The 19,575-nt window shown below is 68.6% G+C and carries 19 protein-coding genes and 1 pseudogene; 8 read left to right on the plus strand and 12 right to left on the minus strand.

Annotated features, from left to right (window positions below):
• Positions 1-91: 91 nt before the first annotated feature.
• Together AP428_RS23770 and AP428_RS23775 are read right to left on the minus strand one after the other, a co-directional pair.
• Positions 92-2,170 carry a pyridoxamine 5'-phosphate oxidase family protein gene (locus AP428_RS23770; RefSeq protein ID WP_011548331.1) on the minus strand — a complete coding sequence of 693 codons (2,079 nt, stop codon included), beginning with the start codon at positions 2,168-2,170 and terminating at the stop codon, positions 92-94.
• A gap of 35 nt (positions 2,171-2,205) precedes the next feature.
• On the minus strand, positions 2,206-2,850 hold the full coding sequence (locus tag AP428_RS23775) for a glutathione S-transferase family protein (RefSeq protein WP_011548332.1): 645 nt from the start codon (positions 2,848-2,850) through the stop codon (positions 2,206-2,208).
• A gap of 126 nt (positions 2,851-2,976) precedes the next feature.
• On the opposite strand from AP428_RS23775, the gene AP428_RS23780 reads away from it, so the two are divergent.
• Entirely contained in the window at positions 2,977-3,918 is a 942-nt protein-coding gene (locus AP428_RS23780) for a LysR family transcriptional regulator (RefSeq protein WP_011548333.1), read from the plus strand.
• Positions 3,919-4,015: 97 nt separating this feature from the next.
• On the opposite strand, the gene AP428_RS23785 is transcribed toward AP428_RS23780, so the two are convergent.
• The 4 genes from AP428_RS23785 to AP428_RS23795 all read right to left on the minus strand — a co-directional run bounded on the left by AP428_RS23785 (position 4,016) and on the right by AP428_RS23795 (position 6,491).
• Positions 4,016-4,411, minus strand: coding sequence for a hypothetical protein (locus tag AP428_RS23785; protein WP_125381446.1), 396 nt, complete (start codon positions 4,409-4,411; stop codon positions 4,016-4,018).
• 121 nt (positions 4,412-4,532) lie between these two features.
• Positions 4,533-4,973 carry a hypothetical protein gene (locus tag AP428_RS23790; RefSeq protein ID WP_011548334.1) on the minus strand — a complete coding sequence of 147 codons (441 nt, stop codon included), beginning with the start codon at positions 4,971-4,973 and terminating at the stop codon, positions 4,533-4,535.
• 53 nt (positions 4,974-5,026) lie between these two features.
• Positions 5,027-5,509, minus strand: coding sequence for a DUF4189 domain-containing protein (locus AP428_RS35755; protein ID WP_011694659.1), 483 nt, complete (start codon positions 5,507-5,509; stop codon positions 5,027-5,029).
• Positions 5,510-5,834: 325 nt separating this feature from the next.
• Positions 5,835-6,491 carry a TetR/AcrR family transcriptional regulator gene (locus AP428_RS23795; RefSeq protein WP_006479640.1) on the minus strand — a complete coding sequence of 219 codons (657 nt, stop codon included), beginning with the start codon at positions 6,489-6,491 and terminating at the stop codon, positions 5,835-5,837.
• An 87-nt stretch (positions 6,492-6,578) separates the two neighbouring features.
• Here AP428_RS23795 and AP428_RS23800 point away from each other — a divergent pair, with 87 nt between their 5' ends.
• The 3 genes from AP428_RS23800 to AP428_RS23810 are packed head-to-tail and all read left to right on the plus strand — an operon-like array spanning position 6,579 to position 10,061.
• A complete protein-coding gene (locus tag AP428_RS23800; RefSeq protein WP_011548335.1) occupies positions 6,579-7,481 on the plus strand; it encodes an SDR family oxidoreductase in 903 nt (300 codons plus the stop codon).
• A complete protein-coding gene (locus AP428_RS23805) occupies positions 7,478-9,070 on the plus strand; it encodes an NAD(P)/FAD-dependent oxidoreductase (protein ID WP_011548336.1) in 1,593 nt (530 codons plus the stop codon). The genes AP428_RS23800 and AP428_RS23805 overlap by 4 nt, the downstream gene beginning before the upstream one ends.
• A gap of 7 nt (positions 9,071-9,077) precedes the next feature.
• Positions 9,078-10,061, plus strand: a complete 984-nt coding sequence (locus AP428_RS23810) for an alpha/beta fold hydrolase (protein WP_011548337.1) — start codon at positions 9,078-9,080, stop codon at positions 10,059-10,061.
• A 57-nt stretch (positions 10,062-10,118) separates the two neighbouring features.
• On the opposite strand, the gene AP428_RS23815 is transcribed toward AP428_RS23810, so the two are convergent.
• Positions 10,119-10,517 carry a carboxymuconolactone decarboxylase family protein gene (locus AP428_RS23815; protein ID WP_027805544.1) on the minus strand — a complete coding sequence of 133 codons (399 nt, stop codon included), beginning with the start codon at positions 10,515-10,517 and terminating at the stop codon, positions 10,119-10,121.
• Between the two features lie 363 nt (positions 10,518-10,880).
• On the opposite strand from AP428_RS23815, the gene AP428_RS23825 reads away from it, so the two are divergent.
• Positions 10,881-12,761 carry a collagen-like triple helix repeat-containing protein gene (locus AP428_RS23825; protein ID WP_197285607.1) on the plus strand — a complete coding sequence of 627 codons (1,881 nt, stop codon included), beginning with the start codon at positions 10,881-10,883 and terminating at the stop codon, positions 12,759-12,761.
• A gap of 127 nt (positions 12,762-12,888) precedes the next feature.
• Positions 12,889-14,172, plus strand: a complete 1,284-nt coding sequence (locus tag AP428_RS23830; protein ID WP_011694658.1) for an isoprenylcysteine carboxylmethyltransferase family protein — start codon at positions 12,889-12,891, stop codon at positions 14,170-14,172.
• 62 nt (positions 14,173-14,234) lie between these two features.
• On the opposite strand, the gene cml is transcribed toward AP428_RS23830, so the two are convergent.
• Entirely contained in the window at positions 14,235-15,434 is a 1,200-nt protein-coding gene (cml, locus tag AP428_RS23835; RefSeq protein ID WP_011548342.1) for a CmlA/FloR family chloramphenicol efflux MFS transporter, read from the minus strand.
• Between the two features lie 442 nt (positions 15,435-15,876).
• Complete coding sequence (locus AP428_RS36840) at positions 15,877-16,125, minus strand: hypothetical protein (RefSeq protein WP_124591469.1); 249 nt, start codon at positions 16,123-16,125, stop codon at positions 15,877-15,879.
• Between AP428_RS36840 and AP428_RS23840 the strand changes: the two genes are divergently transcribed.
• Positions 16,124-16,828 carry a histone acetyltransferase gene (locus tag AP428_RS23840; RefSeq protein WP_172593276.1) on the plus strand — a complete coding sequence of 235 codons (705 nt, stop codon included), beginning with the start codon at positions 16,124-16,126 and terminating at the stop codon, positions 16,826-16,828. The two genes, AP428_RS36840 and AP428_RS23840, sit on opposite strands and share 2 nt — an antisense overlap.
• A 54-nt stretch (positions 16,829-16,882) precedes the next feature.
• On the plus strand, positions 16,883-17,455 hold the full coding sequence (locus AP428_RS23845) for an NADPH-dependent FMN reductase (RefSeq protein WP_011548344.1): 573 nt from the start codon (positions 16,883-16,885) through the stop codon (positions 17,453-17,455).
• A gap of 33 nt (positions 17,456-17,488) precedes the next feature.
• On the opposite strand, the gene AP428_RS23850 is transcribed toward AP428_RS23845, so the two are convergent.
• The 3 genes and pseudogenes from AP428_RS23850 to AP428_RS23860 form a co-directional block, all read right to left on the minus strand.
• Complete coding sequence (locus tag AP428_RS23850; RefSeq protein WP_041489422.1) at positions 17,489-18,115, minus strand: DUF2894 domain-containing protein; 627 nt, start codon at positions 18,113-18,115, stop codon at positions 17,489-17,491.
• Positions 18,112-18,756, minus strand: a complete 645-nt coding sequence (locus AP428_RS23855; protein ID WP_006479648.1) for an OmpA family protein — start codon at positions 18,754-18,756, stop codon at positions 18,112-18,114. Before AP428_RS23855 ends, AP428_RS23850 begins: the two co-directional genes overlap by 4 nt.
• Positions 18,757-18,759: 3 nt before the next feature.
• Positions 18,760-19,575: pseudogene (locus tag AP428_RS23860) on the minus strand (DUF802 domain-containing protein); the annotation flags it as partial.

Raw genomic sequence — 19,575 nt, forward strand, 5'->3', positions numbered from 1 at the left:
CTATCGTCGATCCGGACGGCATCCGAAAAAAGAAGCAGTTGCGCACGGTTTTCGCGCAGCAGGCCCTCTGCGGCGGCATGTCGCACGCGCGTCAGCGGTCGAGCACGAGCGGCTGCGTCGCGCCTTGCGCGGGCCGCGCGACGCACAGCAGCGCGCAGCCGGGCTCGACCGGCGCATCGGGCGTTTGCTCGTATTCCACCGCGCCGGACAGCACGCGCGTCGCGCACGTGCCGCACGAACCGGCGCGGCATTCGGACGGCACGGCCACGCGCTGCCCTTCCGCGAATTCGAGCAGCGTGCCGTCGGCGGGCGTCCATGCGGCGTCGCGCCCCGTGCGCCGGAACACGACCGGCACGCTTGCCGCCGCAGGCGCGGCAGCCGCGCGGGTCGCACTGCGCGAGACGCTCGACGGCCCGAACGCCTCGAAACGGATGCGCTCGTCCGGCACGTTCAGCGCGCGCAGCCCGTCGTACAGGTCGCGCATGAAGGCCGCCGGCCCGCACAGATAGAAATCGTAGTCGTCGAACGACAGCACCCGCTTCAGTTGCCCGATGTCGATGCGGCCGGCCTGCGCCACCGTGCTTTCTTGAGGACGACTGTCGAACCAGTGAAGCGACAGGCGGGCATCGGCGGCCGCGAGGCGCGCCAGTTCGGCCGCGAACGGCCGATCGGCGGCTTCGCGTGCGCCATGCACGAACACGATACGGCGCGACGGCGTGTCGTCGGCCAGTGCCCGGCGCAGCATCGCGATCATCGGCGTGATGCCGATGCCAGCCGACACGAGCACGGCCGGCCGCGGGCTCGCGAGATCGAACGTGAAGCGGCCGCGCGGCATCTGCGCGTCGAGCGTCATGCCGGCCTGCGCGTGATCGTGCAGCCACGCCGATACGCGCCCTTCACGCTTCACGGTGATCCGGTACTGCGTGCCGCCCGGTGCATCGGACAGCGTATAGCTGCGAATCGCGGGCGCGTCGCTGCCCGGCAGCGCGATGCGCAGCGTCAGATGCTGACCCGCTTCGTACGCGGGCAATGCACCGCCATCCGCCGGTTCGAAATGAAACGACCGGATCGCGCGGGCTTCGTCGACGATCTTCGCGATGCGCAGCGACCGCCATGCGGGCGCCGGTGACGGCGCGACCGCGGACGGCGCGGGTCCGGCCGTTGCCGCCGCTCTGCCCAACGCCGTCGCCGTCGCCGCCGCCGCCATCGCGGCGAACTGCGGCGCGCGCTCGACCGCCGACCACCGGAACGGCAGCACCGCACGCACGCGCCGCACTTCCCGCACATGAAACCGCACGACGCGCTGCGCGCCGTCGAACGACGCGACGTCCGGCCCGTCCCACACGATCTCCGCGCGCGCGGCGACATACAGCACATCGCCGCTGTCGAAATCGATGAACAGCAGCCCCGCGCGCGGATCGTGCTGCAGGTTGCCGAGCGTGTTGAAGAACCGGTTGCCGCTGAAATCGGGCGTCGTCAACGTACGCGCATCGTCGACGCGCACGAAGCCCGGCATCCCGCCGCGATGCGACACGTCCGCGCCGCGCGCCGCGCCCGCCTCCGCCGACGTATTCGCGCTCGCGACGAAGAACGTGTCGGCCTGCGCGAGCAGCGCGCGATCCGCACCGCTCAGCGCGTCCGACACGTCCGGCGCGACAGACGCCTCGACGTCCCGCGCGACGAAGGTCGGCTTGCGACCCTGGATGTACTTCGCGCAATTGCCGAAGCTCTGCTCGACCGCGATCGTCAGCGCATCGCCGTCGACCGCGCGCACGACGCCATTCACGCGATTGCGCCGCCGCGTATCGAATTCGATTCCGAGGCCGCCGAGCGGCGCGCCCGCCTGCCACGCGCCGGCCAGCGGGTCGCCCGGCAGCGCGGGCGCCGCGATGCGCAGCGTGCGGGCGTCCGGCGACGTGACGAAACCCGGCGCCCCGGCCCGCAGCGTCGCCCACGGCTGGCCGTGCGCATCGACGCCGCCGAGCACGAAGAACGGCAGTTGCGCGAAAAACGTCCGGTGCTGGTCCGGCATGAAGCGCCGAATCCCGCGCCGGCCGGCCGCGCTCGCCGCGTCCGTCACGCCCGCGCGCTGCTGCACGGCAAGCTCGCCCGCATGAAACGGCGCGGTGTCGAGTTCCCAGCCCGGTACGACGGCGGTCGGCGCATTCATCACGTTCTCCTGAACAGGCGCAGTGGCAGTAAGCGTCAAGCGGCGAGCAGGCCGGCGCGCGTCGTCGGCATCGCGACGAAGCCCGGCAACGCCTCGATACGCGCCAGCCATGCACGCACGTGCGGATACGGTTCGAGCGACACGCCGCCTTCCGGTGCGTGCGCGATGTACGTGTACGCGGCGATGTCCGCGATCGTCGGCTGCGCGCCGGCCGCGAACGGCTTGCCGGCCAGCTCGCGATCGATCACGTCGAGCACCTTCGCGGCTGTGCGCTTGGCCGCTTCCGGGTCGAGCGTCGCGCCGAACACGGTCACGAGCCGCGCGGCGGCCGGACCCGACGCGATCGGGCCGGCCGCATACGACAGCCAGCGCTGCACGACAGCCGCGCCTACCGGGTCGTCGGGCAGCCAGTGCGCGTCGCCGTAGCGCTTCGCGAGATACACCAGGATCGCGTTCGAATCGGCGATCACGGTGCCGCCGTCGTCGATCACCGGCACCTGCCCGAGCGGATTCAATGCGAGAAACGCCGGTTCGCGCTGCGCGCCGGCCGCGAGATCGACGTCGATGGTCTTCGACGGCAACCCGAGCAGCGACAGGAACAACCGGACGCGGTGCGCGTGCCCGGACAGCAGGAACGAATAGACGCGGATCGGCGAGGCGGGCTTGCTGGCGGCAGACATGGAAACACTCCGGAATCTCGCGCCGCCGGGGATCGGCGACGAACGGCTCCAGCGTAACGCTCGCCGTTCGTCGCCAGAAGACGGATAATCACTGAAACATTATCCTCTTCTATAGGACAATCGACGATGGCCGATCTGCGCGACGTGAACCTGAACCGGCTGGCGATCTTCGTCGCGGTGGTCGACGCCGGCTCGCTGACGGCCGCCGCCGAGCGGCTCGGCCTCGCGAAGACGGTCGTCAGCACGCACATGCAGCGCCTCGAATCCGAGGTTGGCGCGAACCTGCTGGTGCGCACGACGCGGCGGCTGAGCGTGACCGACGCGGGACGCGTGTTCTACGACGCATGCCGCGACATCGTGCGCGCGACCGAAGCCGCGCTCGACGCGGTGTCGTCCGACGCCGGGCCGCTGCGCGGCACGCTGCGCGTGAGCGTGCCGATCGACTATGGCGCGCTGGTCGTCGCGCCGGCCGTCGTCGCGCTGCGCGACCGGCATCCGGCGCTCGCCGTCGAATTGGTCGCGAACGACCGCGTGGTCGATCTCGTCGCCGACAACCTCGACGTCGCGATCCGCATCGGGCGGCTTGCCGATTCCAACTATCGCGCGGTGCAGCTCGGCACCTACGAGAAATGGCTGGTCGCGAGCCCGGCGTTCGTCGCGCGACACGGGCTGCCGCGCGACCCCGATGCGCTTGCCGCGCTGCCGTTCGTGATGCTGTCGTCGCTGCCGCGCCCGCATACGCTCGAACTCGACGACGCACGCGGCGGCCGCGCGTCGGTGCGCTGCGTCGCGCCGGTCGTGTCGAACACCGCGACCGCGTGCCGCGCGATCGTGCTCGCGGGCGGTGGCTTCGGGCTGCTGACGGATTTCTCGACCGCGGACGACGTCGCGGCCGGGCGGCTCGTGCGGCTGTTGCCGGGCTGGCGCACGGCGCCGGCCGGCATTCACGCGGTGTATCCGTCGACGCGGCTGCCGTCGCCGAAGGTGCGGGCGTTCATCGAGGCGATGAAGGGGAAGCTAGGGGAAGCGCCGACAACGCCTACGACAAAGCGCTCACGGTCGAATTAGCAAGCCGCGTGGTTCATTGCGCGCTTACGGTGTTCAACGGCAGTGCATTCGCCGATAACGGCGAGCCGCTCCGCCGATGTCGTCAGCAGACGCCGCATCAGATTTTGTTGGTTCGCCTCCGCACCCAATGCGCCAACATCGCGAGCAACAGGCAAGCCACACAGGCTGGCCAATACGCGACCCAGACCCACGCGCTCCGTTCATGGGCTGCGCTCCAGACGAAGCAGGCACACAGCAGGGTTAGAGCGATCAACGAGAAAGCGAAGCGGGATTTCTCGAGCATCCCGGCTGAATGCATCGCCCAAAGCAAGACCGCAGGAAGCAACAGATAGCCCCAATAGAATGCCATCGTCGTCAGTTCATCCGACGGCCGGCGGACCAGATTCGATATGTCAACCACCGTCATCACCGACCCGAACGACATCATCAGAAAAACTGCCACACTCAGGTATACGAAATATCGGCCGTCGTAGTCGACATACCTTGCTCTCACGATCACTCCCTGGTCGATGACGTCAGCCCGCTCCCTATTGCAATGGATCGCGGGACCATCGATCCCTCACGACAACCGCAGCAATGAAGCGGGACCATTCCACATCCACCACGGCGCCACCCTAACGTAACGGCTCGACCGACGGTGACGTGAAGCCGCTTTCCATTGTGCCGGTCAACGAAGCGCTCCGACAGGTCCAGCTCCAGCGCTCGAAGTTGTAGTTCGTCTGCATCCAGCGATTGCCGACGGCATCACCGCCGGGCTTGCGAATCGACCAACCCAATTCGGTATCGTAATGTGCTTCATCGCGTTCGTTGGTTACGACGCCCTTGGTATCGACAACGGCCTCGCGCGTCGCGCCGCCCTCGATCTGTTGAGGCCCCTGCTTCGCGCCGACCAGGTCGTGCGCGTACAACTGACGAAGATGCTCGACGCATGCGTCGAAACTGGCGAACGATTGCGGCGGCATATCCACCGGCGGCAAATGGCCGCTCGCGGAAACGGACGATGCAAACGACGTCGCAACGCTCAACCAGAGAAGGCAGGTGTTGAAGTGCTTCATGTTCGAGGTTCCCGCGTATGCCCAAGCGCCAGCTCCGGGTCGACAACTGCCCGCTAGCGAGCGCTTTTTGGCAGGCTGCAATCGGTGTAATAGAGACGGCACGCGGTATCGCCATCCGTCTGGCAGATCGCCATGCCTTTCTGTATGGCTTCTTCCCTGGTGCCAGCACCGGCCGTACTGAATCCTTTGCTTCCAACGATCATGGCTCCGCAGCCGTTGGAGTAGGTCAACTGAACTTTGCAGGTAGTCCCGCCCTTGGCCTGGCAATCTGCCATCGCCGTGCGCGCGGCTCCGCGTTCGCTTTCCCCGCCGATGGCCGTGCCGAGTACGCCCTTTACACCATCGGTCGCGATCGCTCCCCACGTCGTCGCCAAGCTGAACGTGGGCGCCTGCTGTGTGGGCGCCGCCTGCGCGCGCGGGGCCGGGCCACAAGACGTCGCGCTATAGGGAATCCAGCCTGACGGACATGCCACTTGGGCGTGCGCGGTGATACTGATACCGACCAGGCAAGCGATTGAAAGAATTTTGGATCGCATGTTCTCTGTAACGCGTCTAGCGCTTTTCGTGTTATTCCAGTCGCCGGGTTTTCACGGTACTCGATGGGCTGAGATAGCCCAGGGAGCCCTTGATCCGTTTGTCGTTGTACCGACCTGCTCCCCGCGTTTGGTACGGTAATCAAAGCGAATCGACGAACGCGAGCAATCGGCCCGCGCGCGCGGTAACGTACTGACTATCCGTTGTGAAGTGGCGATACTTTCGCAAACGCCGCCTCTTTCATGGCTGGATGCGCGTGCAAATGCGTGCAAATATACCCGAGTTGTTTCGACGGATTCATGCCCGAGCCGCAGTTTCCGACGCCCGCTACCTGCCCGTTCCCAACGTCCCCAGCAGCACCTTCCTGCAACTCGCGATCATCTGCGCCTCCGGATCGCGATAGTCGGTCAGCAGCCACGCCGCGCCGACGTTCGTCATCGCGCCCACCAGCGCGAGCCCGATCAGCCGCTGCTCGGTGCGCTCGGCAGGCGTGACGGCCTCGCCCGGCGCGCCGATCGCCATGATCAGCTTGCCGAAGTCGATCAGCATGCGCTGGTACGTCATGTCGGTATCCGCGCTCACGCCCATCACCTCGAGCAGCAGCACGCGCGCCGCGCACGGGTCGCGCAGAAACGCGAAGAATGCGGCGAGCCCCGCGTCGACGCGCTCGCGCAGCTCGCCGCCGCGCGCGGCGACCGCCTGCGCGACCGCATCATGCAGCTGCTGCGCGTGATGCAGGTAAGTGCAGCGCAACAGATCCTCGGTGCTGTCGAACGCCGCGTAGAAATAGCGATCGTTCAGCTTCGCTTCCTGGCAGATCGACCGCACGGTCGCCTTGCGGAAACCCACCGTACCGAACACGCGCGTCGCCGCACGGATCAACGCATCGCGCCGCTCGGCGGCCCGCACCTCGGGCGCCACGCCGCCATACGCCCGGCCCCTTTTTTCCGTTTCGAGTGCTTTCTCCATTCCGCTATTTGACATCAGGACACCCGAAAACTAAAGTGGTGACGAACAACACCACAATAGATGCGCCGCCGGTGCAGCGCAAGCGGAACGGGAGGACGACGAATGAAGGGGTTTTCCGGCAAGGTCGCCGCGATCACGGGCGCCGGTTCGGGCATGGGCCGCAGCCTCGCGGTCGAGCTTGCGCGGCGCGGCTGCGAGGTCGCGCTCGCCGACGTCAGCGAAACCGGGTTAGCCGGCACGGCGGCCGCCTGCGCGCAGCACGGCGTGCGTGTGAGCACGCGGCGGCTCGACGTCGCCGACCGCGACGCGGTGTTCGCGTGGGCCGATTTCGTTCGCGCCGAGCACGGCAAGGTCAACCTGATCTTCAACAATGCGGGCGTGTCGCTGGCCGCCAGCGCCGAAACCGCGCGCCTCGCCGATCTCGAATGGATCGTCGGCATCAATTTCTGGGGCGTCGTGCATGGCACGCAGGCGTTCCTGCCGCATCTGCGCGCATCGGGCGACGGCCACGTCGTCAACACGTCGAGCCTGTTCGGGCTCGTCGCGATGCCGACGCAAAGCGCGTACAACGCGACCAAGTTCGCGGTGCGCGGCTTCACCGAAGCGCTGCGGATGGAACTCGAACTCGACGGCGCGCCGGTGAGCGCGACCTGCGTGCATCCGGGCGGCGTCGCGACGAGCATCGTCGACGCGGGCCGCGTCGATACCAGCATCCACGCGCTGACGGGCCAGGACGAAGCGACGCATCGTCGCCAGGCCAACCGCCTGATCAACGCGACGACGGCCGACGAGGCCGCGCGGCAGATCCTCGCGGGCGTCGAGCGCAATGCGCGCCGCGTGCTGGTCGGCGCCGACGCGCGCCGGCTCGATCGGATCGCGCGCCTGCTCGGCGCCGGTTACCAGTGGCTGATGCTGCGCCACGTGCGCCGCGCCCGCGCACGCAACCTCGAACGCGCCCACGCCCCGGCCACGCGCCCCACCACGCCGACCAAGGATCTCGCATGACCTCGACGACGACCGACCGACGCGACGCGCCGTCCGCCCGCGACACCCGTCGCGACAGTGGCGATAACCACGACAGCCGCGACCTCGACGTGCTGATCGTCGGCGCCGGCCTGTCCGGCATCGGCGCCGCCTACCACTTGAAGCAGCGCTGCCCGCATGCGAGCGTGGCGATCGTCGAGGCGCGCGACGCGATCGGCGGCACCTGGGACCTGTTCCGCTATCCGGGTGTTCGTTCGGATTCCGACATGTTCACGCTCGGCTACAGCTTCCGCCCGTGGCACAGCGACAAGGCGATCTCCGACGGCCAGACGATCCTCGACTACATCCGCGACACCGCGCGCGCCTACGGCATCGACAAGACGATCCGCTACGGCCAGAAGGTTGTCGCGGCCGACTGGGATTCGAACCGCGCGCGCTGGACGGTGCGCATCGAGCGCACGCGAGACGGCGCGACCGACGCGCTCGTCTACACCTGCCGCTTCCTGTTCATGTGCAGCGGCTACTACGACTACGACGCCGGCTACCTGCCCGACTGGGCCGGCATGGACACGTTCGAGGGCCAGCTCGTGCATCCGCAGCACTGGCCGAAGGATCTGTCGTACGCGAACCGGCGCGTGGTCGTGATCGGCAGCGGCGCGACGGCCGTCACGCTCGTGCCGTCGATGGCGGCCGACGCGCAGCACGTGACGATGCTGCAGCGCTCGCCGACCTACATCGTGTCGCTGCCCGCGCGCGACAAGATCGCGAACGCGCTGCGCCGCGTGCTGCCGTCGCGGCTCGCGCACCGGCTCGTGCGCGTGAAGAACGTGCTGCTGACGATGTACCTGTACAACGTGTCGCGCCGCAAGCCCGACCAGACGAAGAAATTCATCATCCGCGCGGCGAGCAAGCAGCTCGGCCCCGACTTCGACGTCGCGAAGCACCTGACGCCGCGCTACATGCCGTGGGACCAGCGCGTGTGCCTCGTGCCGAACGGCGACCTGTTCAAGGCGATCCGCGCGGGCCGCGCATCGATCGTCACCGACGAAATCGAGCGCTTCACGCCGACCGGCCTCCAGCTGAAGAGCGGCCAGCAGCTCGACGCGGACGTGATCGTCACCGCGACCGGGCTGAAGGTGAAGATGCTCGGCGGCGCGCGCGTGACGGTCGACGGCCGCGCGGTCGATTTGCCGGAGACGGTGTCGTACAAGGGGATGATGTACAGCGGCGTGCCGAACCTCGCATCGTCGTTCGGCTACACGAATGCGTCGTGGACGCTGAAGGCCGAGCTGATCGCGCGCTACGTGTGCCGGCTGCTCAACCACATGCGCGCGAACGGGTACGACACGTGCGTGCCGCGGCTCGGCGCGGGCGATCTCGGCGACGTGCCGGCCGTCAACCTGAGCTCGGGCTACATCCAGCGCGCGGCCGGCATCCTGCCGAAGCAGGGGCATCGCAAGCCGTGGAAATTCCACCAGAACTACGTGCTCGATCTCGCGTCGCTGAAGTTCAGCGCGCTCGCCGATTCCGCGATGCAATTCGAACGCCGCGCCCAAACCGGCCCGGCCGCTACCGCACCGGCTGCCGAACCCGCACTCGAAACCCGCTGAGGCCGACATGACTCCTACGCTCCATCTGATCCAGAACGTGCTGCTCGGCGTCGTCGCGGTGCTCGCCGCGCTCGCGCTGTTTTCCGCTTACGTGGCCCGTCGCGTGACGCGGGCGTTTCCGCCCGAAGGCCGCTTCGTCGACATCGACGGCGATCGTATCCACTACGTCGAATACGGCAACGGCCCGCCGATCGTGTTCGTCCACGGGCTCGCGGGGCAATGGCGCAATTTCGCGTACCTGCCGCTCACGCGGCTCGCGCAGCAGCATCGCGTGATCCTGCTCGACCGCCCGGGCGCCGGCCGCTCGCTGCGCGGCGCGGCCTCGCAGGCGAACGTGTTCGCGCAGGCCCGCACGGTCGCCGCGTTCATCGACGCGTTGCAGCTCGACAAGCCCGTGCTGGTCGGCCACTCGCTCGGCGGCGCGATCGCGCTCGCGGTCGGCCTCAACCATGCGGACCGCGTGAGCCGGCTCGCGCTGATCGCGCCGCTGTCGCACGAGCAGACCGAGCCGCCCGCGCCGTTCAAGCCGCTGATGCTGCCGTCGCCGCTCGTGCGCCGTTTCGTGTCGTGGACCTTCGCGATCCCGCTGACGATCCTGACCGGCCGCAAGGCCGTGCGCCAGGTGTTCGCGCCGGAGGCCGTGCCGCGCGACTTCCCGGTCAAGGGCGGCGGCCTGCTCGGGATGCGTCCGCACGTGTTCTACGCGACGGCGACGGACCTGCTGTCGGCGCCCGTCGACCTGCCCGCGATGGAGCGTCGCTATGCGGAACTCGCGCTGCCGGTCGACGTGCTGTACGGCCGCGCCGATCCGATCCTGAACTGGCGCGAGCACGGCGACGCGCTCGCGAAAAAATCGGCGCGCGTGCGGTTGAAGGTCGTCGAGGGCGGCCACATGCTGCCGGTCACGCTTCCCGAAGCGACGGCCGACTGGCTGCTCGAAGTCGCCGCCGCGCCGGCCGACGTCGCCGCGCAGCCCGTGCGCATCGCGTAGGTCGCGGCAACGCAGCGGGGCCTGATTCCGTGGCGGGCAGCCGGCGCCGCGACGGAATCAGGCTTCGTCGTCGGGTATCGACAGCCCGAGATCCGAGAGCACCTCGCGCGCGCTGCGAAACGCCTCGACCGCGGCCGGCGCCCCGGCGTACAGCGCGCTGTGCAGCAATACTTCGCGAATCTCGACGAGGCTCGCGCCGTTGTTGAGCGCGCCGCGAACATGCCCCTTCAGCTCCGTGCCGCGGCCGAGCGCCGCCAGCATCGCGCACGTGCACAGGCTGCGCGTCTTCAGGTCGATCCCGCCCCGCTGCCACGTGCTGCCCCACGCATGTTCGTTCAGCCAGTTCTGCAGCGGACGCGAAAAGCCGTCGAGGTCGCGCATCGCGCGCTCGACGAACGCCTCGCCCATCACGTCGATCCGCCGCGCCTTGCCGTATTCCCTGTCCTGTTCGCTCATGTCGGTGTCCTGGTGGTTGGAAGTCGTGGCCGCTGCCGCGCCGCCGGCGGCCGGGGGATGTCGCGCCATGTTCAGCGGGACGGCGCGTTTCGTCAAAAATGCGGGCCTCGGTTCGCGCAGCTCGCGTAACGGGCGGTCGAACGCTACGTAACATCCCGTCGCGCGTTACGGCGCCTTACGGGAACATCGCAGCCGCGACGCTCGCGCACCGCGCGCGCCTGTCGCGCGAAACCGCCATTCCTCCGTTTAAATCGCATCGATATTCCCGATTTCCGCAACAAATCGCGACACCGTTTCGCGAAACCTGTCATGGCGCGGAATTTGCAGAGAAGGCCTGGACACACTTCCAATGTCGAGGCCAACATGCAGAATCTCTTCAAGAAGACGACGGTAACGATGGCCGTCTCGTCACTGCTCGCGCTGTACGGCTGCGGCTCGGTCGATGGACCGACGACCCCGCCGACGATCAAGCCGAGCACGTCCGGGACGAGCGGCACTTCGGGGACGTCGGGGACGTCGGGCGGCGGTTCGTCGGGGACGTCGGGCGGAGGTAGTTCGGGGACTTCGGGGTCGTCGGGGACTTCCGGTACGTCGGGTACTTCTGGCACGTCGGGTACTTCCGGTACCTCGGGCACCTCCGGTACTTCGGGCACCTCCGGTACCTCAGGCACTTCCGGTACTTCGGGCACTTCCGGTACCTCGGGCACTTCCGGTACGTCGGGCACTTCCGGCACCTCGGGCACCTCGGGCACCTCGGGCACCTCGGGCACGTCCGGCACGTCCGGCACCTCGGGCACCTCCGGTACCTCGGGCACCTCCGGTACCTCGGGCACTTCCGGCACCTCAGGTACTTCCGGCACCTCAGGTACGTCCGGCACCTCCGGCACCGGCGTTACCCCGCTCGGCAATGTCCTCCAGAAATCCGGCAACCTCGTGACGGCGCTCGGTACGACGGTCGTAAACGGCGGCGGTCAGATCGGCGGCGTGCAGATTCCCGGCACGAACCCGACGACGGCCACCAGCATCGGCAACGCGGTCGGCAGCCTCGGCAACGGCGTGCAATCGCTCGGCAACGGCATCGCGGCCGGCCTGGGTTCGATCGGCGTGTCGGCGAACCCGCTCGGGCCGACGATCACGTCGACCACCGGCCTGCTGACCGGCGCCGGCGGCGCGGTCAACAACCTCGGCAATGCCGTGACGAGCCTCGGCACCGGTCCGCTGTCGCCGCTCGCGCCCGCGACGACCCTGGTCGGCAGCCTCGTCAACACGGTCGGCACCGCGGTCAACTCGACCGCATCGGCGCTGAACACGGCACTGAACAGCTCGCCGGTCCAGCAGCTCGAAACGCAGCTCGGCAAGGTGATCAACCCGATCACGAACACGTTGACCGGCGGCGTCACGACGCCGGGCGCCACGCAGACGCTCGGCGGCGTGACGCTGCTCGGCACGCCGCTCAACGGCCTGCTGAGCACGCTCGGCAGCGGCCTCGGGCTCGCGGGCACGAAGGTCGGCGGCGCGACCGACAACCCGGTCGGCGCGGGCCTCGGCGGCGTCGTGACGCAGCTCGGCAACACGGTGACGTCGACGGGCGGCCTCGTCCACGACAACAACGCGGGCAGCTCCAGCAGCGGCACGGGCGGCAGCAATCCGCTCGCGCCGATCACGGGCCTGCTGGGCACGTTGACGGGCGGCCTCGGCGGCGGCAGCTCGAGCGGTTCGGGCGGCACCAGCGGCACCAGCAGCGGCGGCCCGCTCGCACCGATCACCGGCCTGCTCGGGACGGTGACGGGCGCACTCGGCGGCATCGGTTCGAGCGGCACCAGCGGCACGGGCGGAACGAGCGGGACCGGCGGCACCAGCGGTACGGGTGGCGCAGGCCTCGGCGGCCTGCTGGCGCCGGTCACCAATCTCGTCAACTCGCTGACGCCGCTCGGCGCGAGCCTCACCGGCACCGTCACGACGCCGGGCGGCAACCTGTCCGGCACGCTCGGCGGGGTGCTGACGAGCGGCCCGGTCGGCACGCTCACGGGTGCGCTGGGCACGCCGGCCGGCTCGGCCGGCGCCACCGGCACGGTCAGCCCCGGCGGCGCAGCAGGCACCGTGACGACGCCGGGCGGCAGCGGCTCCGTGGTGACCGGCCTGACCGGCAGCACGGGCGGCGCCGCCGCGGGCGGCACCGGCAACCTGCTGTCGCCGGTGACCAACCTGCTCGGCGGTCTGCTGGGCGCCGGCACCAAGAAGTAAGCGGTAGCGCATCACGTATCAGAACGACAGGCCAATGGCCGGGCGCGCATCCATACAAAGCCCGGCCGACGGCCGGCGTCACCCGCCAAGCGGGGGCGCCGGCCCTCATCCCTACGAGGATCCGATCATGAACTCCACGCTCGACGGCATCGTCGCTGCCCCGGACCGCCCACCCCGTTCCGCCACGCCGTTCCGCGCCGGCCTGCTCGGCATCACGGCCGGACTCTTCGCGCTGTGGATCACGCGCGATCACCCGGCGCTCGACGCGGCCACGCGCGCGGTCATCGCGAGCCTCGCGATCATCGGCACGATCGCGCTGCACGAACTCTTCATCTCGCGCGTCTACCTGCGCCCGAGCGCGGGGCTGTCGCGGCAGGCCGTCCGGCCGCTCGGCATCGCGCGCGTCGCGACGCGGCTCGGCGCGCTGACGTCGATCTACGCGGGCATCGGCGCGATCTACTGGCTGCTGCCCGAATACCACGGCGCGTTCTACCTTCCGTTCTGGTCGCTGCTGCGCTCGCTCGCGCCGTACGTGATCGTCGCCGCGCCGTTCTACTTCGCGTGGATGGACCGCCATCAGCGCGAGACCGACGACGCGTACCTGCTGTGGGGCCGCTTCCTGTTTCGCCGCGAGCAGCCCGCGAGCTGGAAGCCGGTGCGCGAGATGCTGGCCGGCTGGGGCGTGAAGGCGTTCTTCCTGCCGCTGATGACCGTCTATCTGTCGAAGGACGCCGATCACCTGAGCGCGTCGCTCGCGAACGCGATGCACGCGCCGATGACGATCGCGACCTTCGTGTTCATGTACGACCTGTCGTTCACGATGGACCTGATGTTCGGCACCGTCGGCTACCTGTGCACGTTCCGCATCCTCGACAGCCACGTGCGCACCGTCGAGCCGACGACGCTCGGCTGGGTCGCCGCGCTGATCTGCTACCAGCCGTTCTGGTCGCTGATCTCGAACAACTACATCCGCTACGAAGGCTCGATGTTCTGGGACAACTGGCTGCTGTCGGCGCCGACGCTGCGCGTGATCTGGGGCACGGTGATCATCCTGCTGCTGTTGACCTACGCGCTGTGCACGATCTCGTTCGGGCTGCGGTTCTCCAACCTCACCAACCGCGGGATCATCACGTCCGGCCCGTACCGCTTCACGAAGCATCCGGCCTACATCACGAAGAACCTGTCGTACTGGATGGTGTCGGTGCCGTTCGTCGAGCCGCTCGGCTGGCAACTCGGGCTGATGCACTGCGCGGGGCTCGTCACCGTCAACCTGATCTACTACACGCGCGCGAAGACGGAAGAGCGTCACCTGATGCGCGATCCCGACTATCGCGCGTATGCCGAATGGATCGCGCAGCACGGGTTGTTCGCGCGGATCAGGCAGGCGTTTGGTGGGCGGCAGCCGGTGTGACGCGCCGCTTCCCGGCCGGGCTGCCGATGCATCGACCCGGCCGGGAACGCGCACATTCGCGTTCATCCGCGCGTACGCTTCAATGCGGCGAGCGCGAGGACGCATGCCGTCGGCGCGACGAAACAAAACGCCGCCAGCGGCCACGGCGTATCGCCGGGCAGCACCAGCGTCACGAACGTGCCGGCCCCGCCGACGATCAGGCTCTGCACGCAGTAATACAACGCGACCGCCGTCCCCGCCGCGTCGTCGAAATCCCGAAGCGCGCCGTTCGCCGTCACCGACGACATCAGCACGATGCCGATCGCGACGATCCACATCGGCATCACGAACGAGACGAATGACGGCGCCATCAGGGCCGTGCACGCCGCCAGCGCGGTTGCGCCGGCCATCATGACACCGGCGCCGCGCACGAAACAGCCCGGCCCCCCCCAGTTCGACACGAACCATCGCGCAAAGCGCGCGGCACCGATCATCACGATCGCGACGGTGGCAAACGCCACGCTGAATTCGGTGCGGGAATAGCCGGCCTGTCCGACCAGCACACGCGGCGCAATCGAAAAGAACACGAAAAAAGCGCCCATGGACGTGCCGAAACCGAGCGAATAGACGAGGAAAGAAGGACTGCGCAGGATCGATACGGCGGATTGCCGCGGCTTGCCGCCGGCCTGCTGCCGGGTTTCGTGCCAACGCGACAACGCGCGGTAGAACGCCAGACATCCGGCGCCGCCGAGGGTCATGAAGATCGCGCGCCATCCGAAACCGTGCGCAATGCCTGCGCCAAGCATCGGCCCGAGCGCCGGGACGAACGCGAGGATCGCCCCGAACTGGCTGTAGAGGGTGCTGCCTTCCGGACGGTCGGCATACACGTCGCGCACCGTTGCAAAGGTCGCCACGAGCGCTGCCGACGCGCCCAGCGCCTGCAGCAGGCGCAATGCGACGAACACGCCGCCGCTGCCCGCCATTGCAAGCGCCAGCGAAGCCACCGAGAACAGTAGCGCACCGCCCAGGAGCACGGGTCGACGTCCGAGCCGGTCCGACAGCGGGCCGAACATCAACTGGCCCAGGCCGAGGACGACCATGTAGACGCTCAGCGTCAGTTGCACCATGGCGGGCGACGTGTGCAGCGCCGACGGCATCTCCGGAACCACCGGCAGATACACGTCCATCGCCAGCGACGCGAGGAGATCGAAAGGGGCCATCAGCAGCAAGGCCGACGGCAGCGAGTAAGCCCATGCGGGCGTGGTTCGGGTTTGATCAGGCATGACGAAGCATCCGCTCGGAAAAGGGAAATCCGGCGGCAATCTGCCTGCTGAGTCATCGACGAGAGGAGATCGCCGCAACAACCGGGTGAAGCACGTTGTTGCGGCTCAGCGATCCGTGGACGGGCCCGCTCCCATGGTCAGATCCTTGTGGGGTTCGTTCGCGGTGAAGTGTATGCGATCTCGCGGCATGAATGGGGGGTGCTGCCGGAAACCGCTACGCGATCAACCGCGGACTTCGTGGCGAATCATGGCGTGTCCACAGCCCCCTCATGCGGCCAATTGTCGCGAAACACCGCGATTCTCTGCTTTTCGTCGCTTTTCTCCGCCAGTCCGATTGCCCGCCCCCAGTGCGTCGCGTATGGTGCTGGCCGTCCGCGTACGATCCGTCGCCGGACACCCGACCGTCGTCCCGCACGACGGCCGTGCGGGCCGTGCCCGCCGCTCACCGTCTCCGCGATGCCGCCCGCCGGCGCCGCGCATTCATGAGGAAAGAGGCGTGATCCACAAAGTCCTGATCCTGTTCGCACTCTGCATCGCGGGCCTCGCCGCGATCGCCGCCGGTTTCCAGCACATCCCCAGCTGATTCGCGGCCCCGGCTCGCTTCGCCGAGCCCGGGGGCCGCTTCCATTTCCGTTTCCCCGTTGCCATGAATCCCTTTCTCGATGCGCCCGAGACGGGCGCCTTTTGCCATGCGTATCGACGTACAGCATTCCCAGCACGACATCGACGACGAACTCGACACCCTGTATGAACGTCTCCACCAGCCGGGCCATCGCCTGCACGGCCTGCCAGCCATCGCGCTCGGCCGCTCGGGCCTGATCGTCCGCCACCGCGAGGCGGACGGCGAATACTTCCTGTACGTCGAAGATCCAGCCGCGCGCCAGCTCGCCGGCTACACGGTGTTCAACCGCCTGCCCGAACTGCCGCGCCGCGCCGACCGCTACCTGCGCGCGCCGCACACGCGGCTGCGCGGCTCGGCGCAACGCAAGGGGCTCGCGACGACGCTGTATCGATGGGGGCTCGACGCGGGCCTGTGCCTGATCAGCGGCGCACGCCAGTCAGTCGGCGCCGCGCGGCTGTGGACCGCGCTCGCGCACGATTACCGGCATGGCTTCGTCGATGTCGAGGGCCGCGCGCTGCGCTATCTCGGCGAAGCCGTGGCCGACGACGTGCACGGCGCGCTGCATACGCGGCGGTTGTTGCTCGGCAACGGATGGACCCTCGGTGAACTGGCGCAAGCTACCGGGATGACCGGCGTCGATGCCGCCGAATATGCGAACGTGAACGTGCGGCGCGGCGAACACGAACGACATTCCGTGCGGAGCGTCGGCCACGCGCGGCCCGTCGCTCATACGGCTCACGTGACTCATGGGGCTCACGCACCGATGCGATAATTCGCCGGAGCCGCGCGCCGCCGCCGCGCGAGCCACCTACCCACCCGTTCCGCGATGGCCAACGAAACCCGAACCGATTCCGAGCGCTCCCTCGACATCGTCGCGCTATGCGGCAGCTTGCGCGCGCAGTCGTACAACGCGGCGCTGCTCGATGCAGCCGCACGCGTTGCCCCACGCGGCATGCGCATCGCCCGCTTCGATCGTCTCGGCGAATTCCCGTTGTTCAATCCCGATGCCGAATACCCGACGCCCGCCGCGGTGCGCGACCTGATCGACCGCCTGAACGCGGCCGACGGCGTGCTGATCGCCAGCCCGGAATACGCGCACGGCGTAACGGGCGTGATGAAGAACGCGCTGGACTGGGTCGTGGGATGCGAGGCCGTCGTGTACAAACCGGTCGCGGTATTGAACGCGTCGCCGCGCGCGACGCATGCGGACGCGGCGCTGCGGGAAACGCTGTCGGTGATGTCGGCGCGCATCGTCGAGCCCGCCTCGATCGCGTTGCCGATCCTCGGAAGCCGGCTCGATGCGGCGGGCATCGCCGCGCATCCGCCTTTCGCGTCGGCGCTCGTTGACGCATTGCACGCGCTGCGCGCGGTAATCCACGCCCCGGCTGCCGACCGATAGGCGATCCACACGCTGAACGCGTGCGCCGTTGCGTTATCGCGCCTTGGTACGCGTCGTCTTTCTCGCCGGCTTCGCCGCCTTCGCACGTGGTGCTTCCTTCTCGGGCTGCGTGCCGCCGCCCGCGAGATCCTCGAGCCACGCGAGCGCATCGACGTACGACAGGAACTGCTGCAGGTATTCCGGCGACAGGTCGCGCATCGTCGCGAGCGAGCGGTGCACGAGGCTGTTCGAATTGAGCGGCCCCGCGTTGCGCGGCACCTGGTCGAGCGACTGGCGGTATTGCTGTTCCGTGCGGACTTTCGACCACATCGTGCGGAAGTAGTCGATCAGTTCGGGATCGAGCCCGCGCCGGTCGGCCTGCGCATCACGCGCGAAGCCTTCGACGAGCGCGGCAAGCGCGCCGCGCGCGGGCACGCTCGTCGCGGCTTGCACCGTCTCGCGCGGGGCTTCGGCATCGTCGTCGCGCGCGACGCGCTTCGCAAACCCATCGATTAACGTCGCCAGCCGCACATCGAGCAACGCGCGTGCAGCGCCGTCGAGCACAGCCGCGCGCCGTTCGAGCGCATCGATCCGATGAAAACCTACCGGATCGAGCCGGTCGGCGCCCTGCTCGCGCCATGCGTCGAGCATCGCGCGAACCTGCGTCGCGTCGCCCGTCACTTTGCCTTTCCTCCGTTCGACGCCGACTTGCGCGGCACCGGCGCGATTTCCACGCGGCGGTTCTTCGCGCGGCCTTCATCGTCCGCATTCGAGCTGACCGGCTGTTCGGAACCGAACGCGGCCGCGAACACCGACGACGCCGGCACGCCGGCATCGATCATCGCGCGCGTCACGGTCAACGCGCGCTTGGCCGACAGTTCCCAATTGTCCGCGAACAGGCGGTTGCCCGCGTGCACCTGCTGGTCGTCCGCGAAGCCGCTGATCATCAGGATCTCGTCACGGGTCTTCAAGTACGTGGCGAGCGGGCCGGCCAGCGTCTTCAGCAGGTCGCGGCCCGCGGGCTGCAACTGATCGGAGTTCAGCGCGAACAGCACGTTGCCGCTGATGCCGATGCGCCCGTTCACGAGCGTCACGCGGCCGGCCGCGAGCGGCCCGGCGAGCGCCTGTTCGAGCGACTTGCGCTGCTGCGCTTCAAGCTGGCGCGCGCGCACCGCTTCCTCGAGCTTCGACGTGAGCTGAAGCTGCATGCCGATCACGCCGACCAGGATCAGCACGAACGCGCCGAGCAGCACCGACATCAGGTCGGCGAACGCGGGCCATACCGGCGCCGAAGGCGCGCCGCCGTCGATTTCGTCGTGCATGCGTTACGCTCCGACGCTCGCCCGCCGGCCGGCGAGCTGTTGCAGATCCTCGACGATCTGCTTCTGCGACATCACGCTCAGGTCGATCACCTCGCGCGCCTGCGCGACGTAGTACTCGAGCTGTTCGTCGCTGCGCGCGAGCGATTTCTCGAGCGCGGCCTCGATGCGCTGCAGATGCGTCAGCAGCTTGTCGTTCGATTCGCCGAACACCTGCACGGCCATCCCGAATGCATCGCCGAGGCTCGCCACTTCGACGGCCCCGGCCGTGACCTGCGCGGCCACCGAATCGAGCTTGCGCGTTTCGGCATCGACGGTGTCGTTGAAGCGCGCGCCGACGCGGTCGAGCAGATCGGCCGACGTGCTGACGAGCGCGTCGATCGCGGCGCGCTGTTCGGTCGACGCGTGGTTGACCGCGCCGAGCAGCGTCTCCAGCGTCGCGAGCAGGCGGCTGCGTTCCTCGAGCGTCGCGGTGTCGCGCACCATGCTGTCGGACAGGCGCTGGCGCAGCTCGGCGACGACGTCGGCCGCGGCTTTCGGCGCTTCCGATGCGGCCTGCACGAGACGCGCGATTTCGTTGATCGTGTCGCTCGCGTGCACCTGCGCCTGCGCGGTGATGTCGTTCGCGGTGCGGGTCAGCGTGTCGCAGATGTCCTGCTGGCGCGCCGCGGCCTGCGCGCTCGTCTGCGCCCATTCGTCGCGCAGCGCGGTGGCCATCGCGGCGAGCGAATCGTTCCAGGCGGACAGGCGAGCTTCGTCGCGGGCGGCCAGTTGCGATTGGAGGGCTGCGTGCGATTCGCGGATCGTCGTCAGCAGATCGGT

Source organism: Burkholderia sp. E168m22, from assembly GCF_001319805.1.
Classification (GTDB): domain Bacteria; phylum Pseudomonadota; class Gammaproteobacteria; order Burkholderiales; family Burkholderiaceae; genus Burkholderia; species Burkholderia orbicola.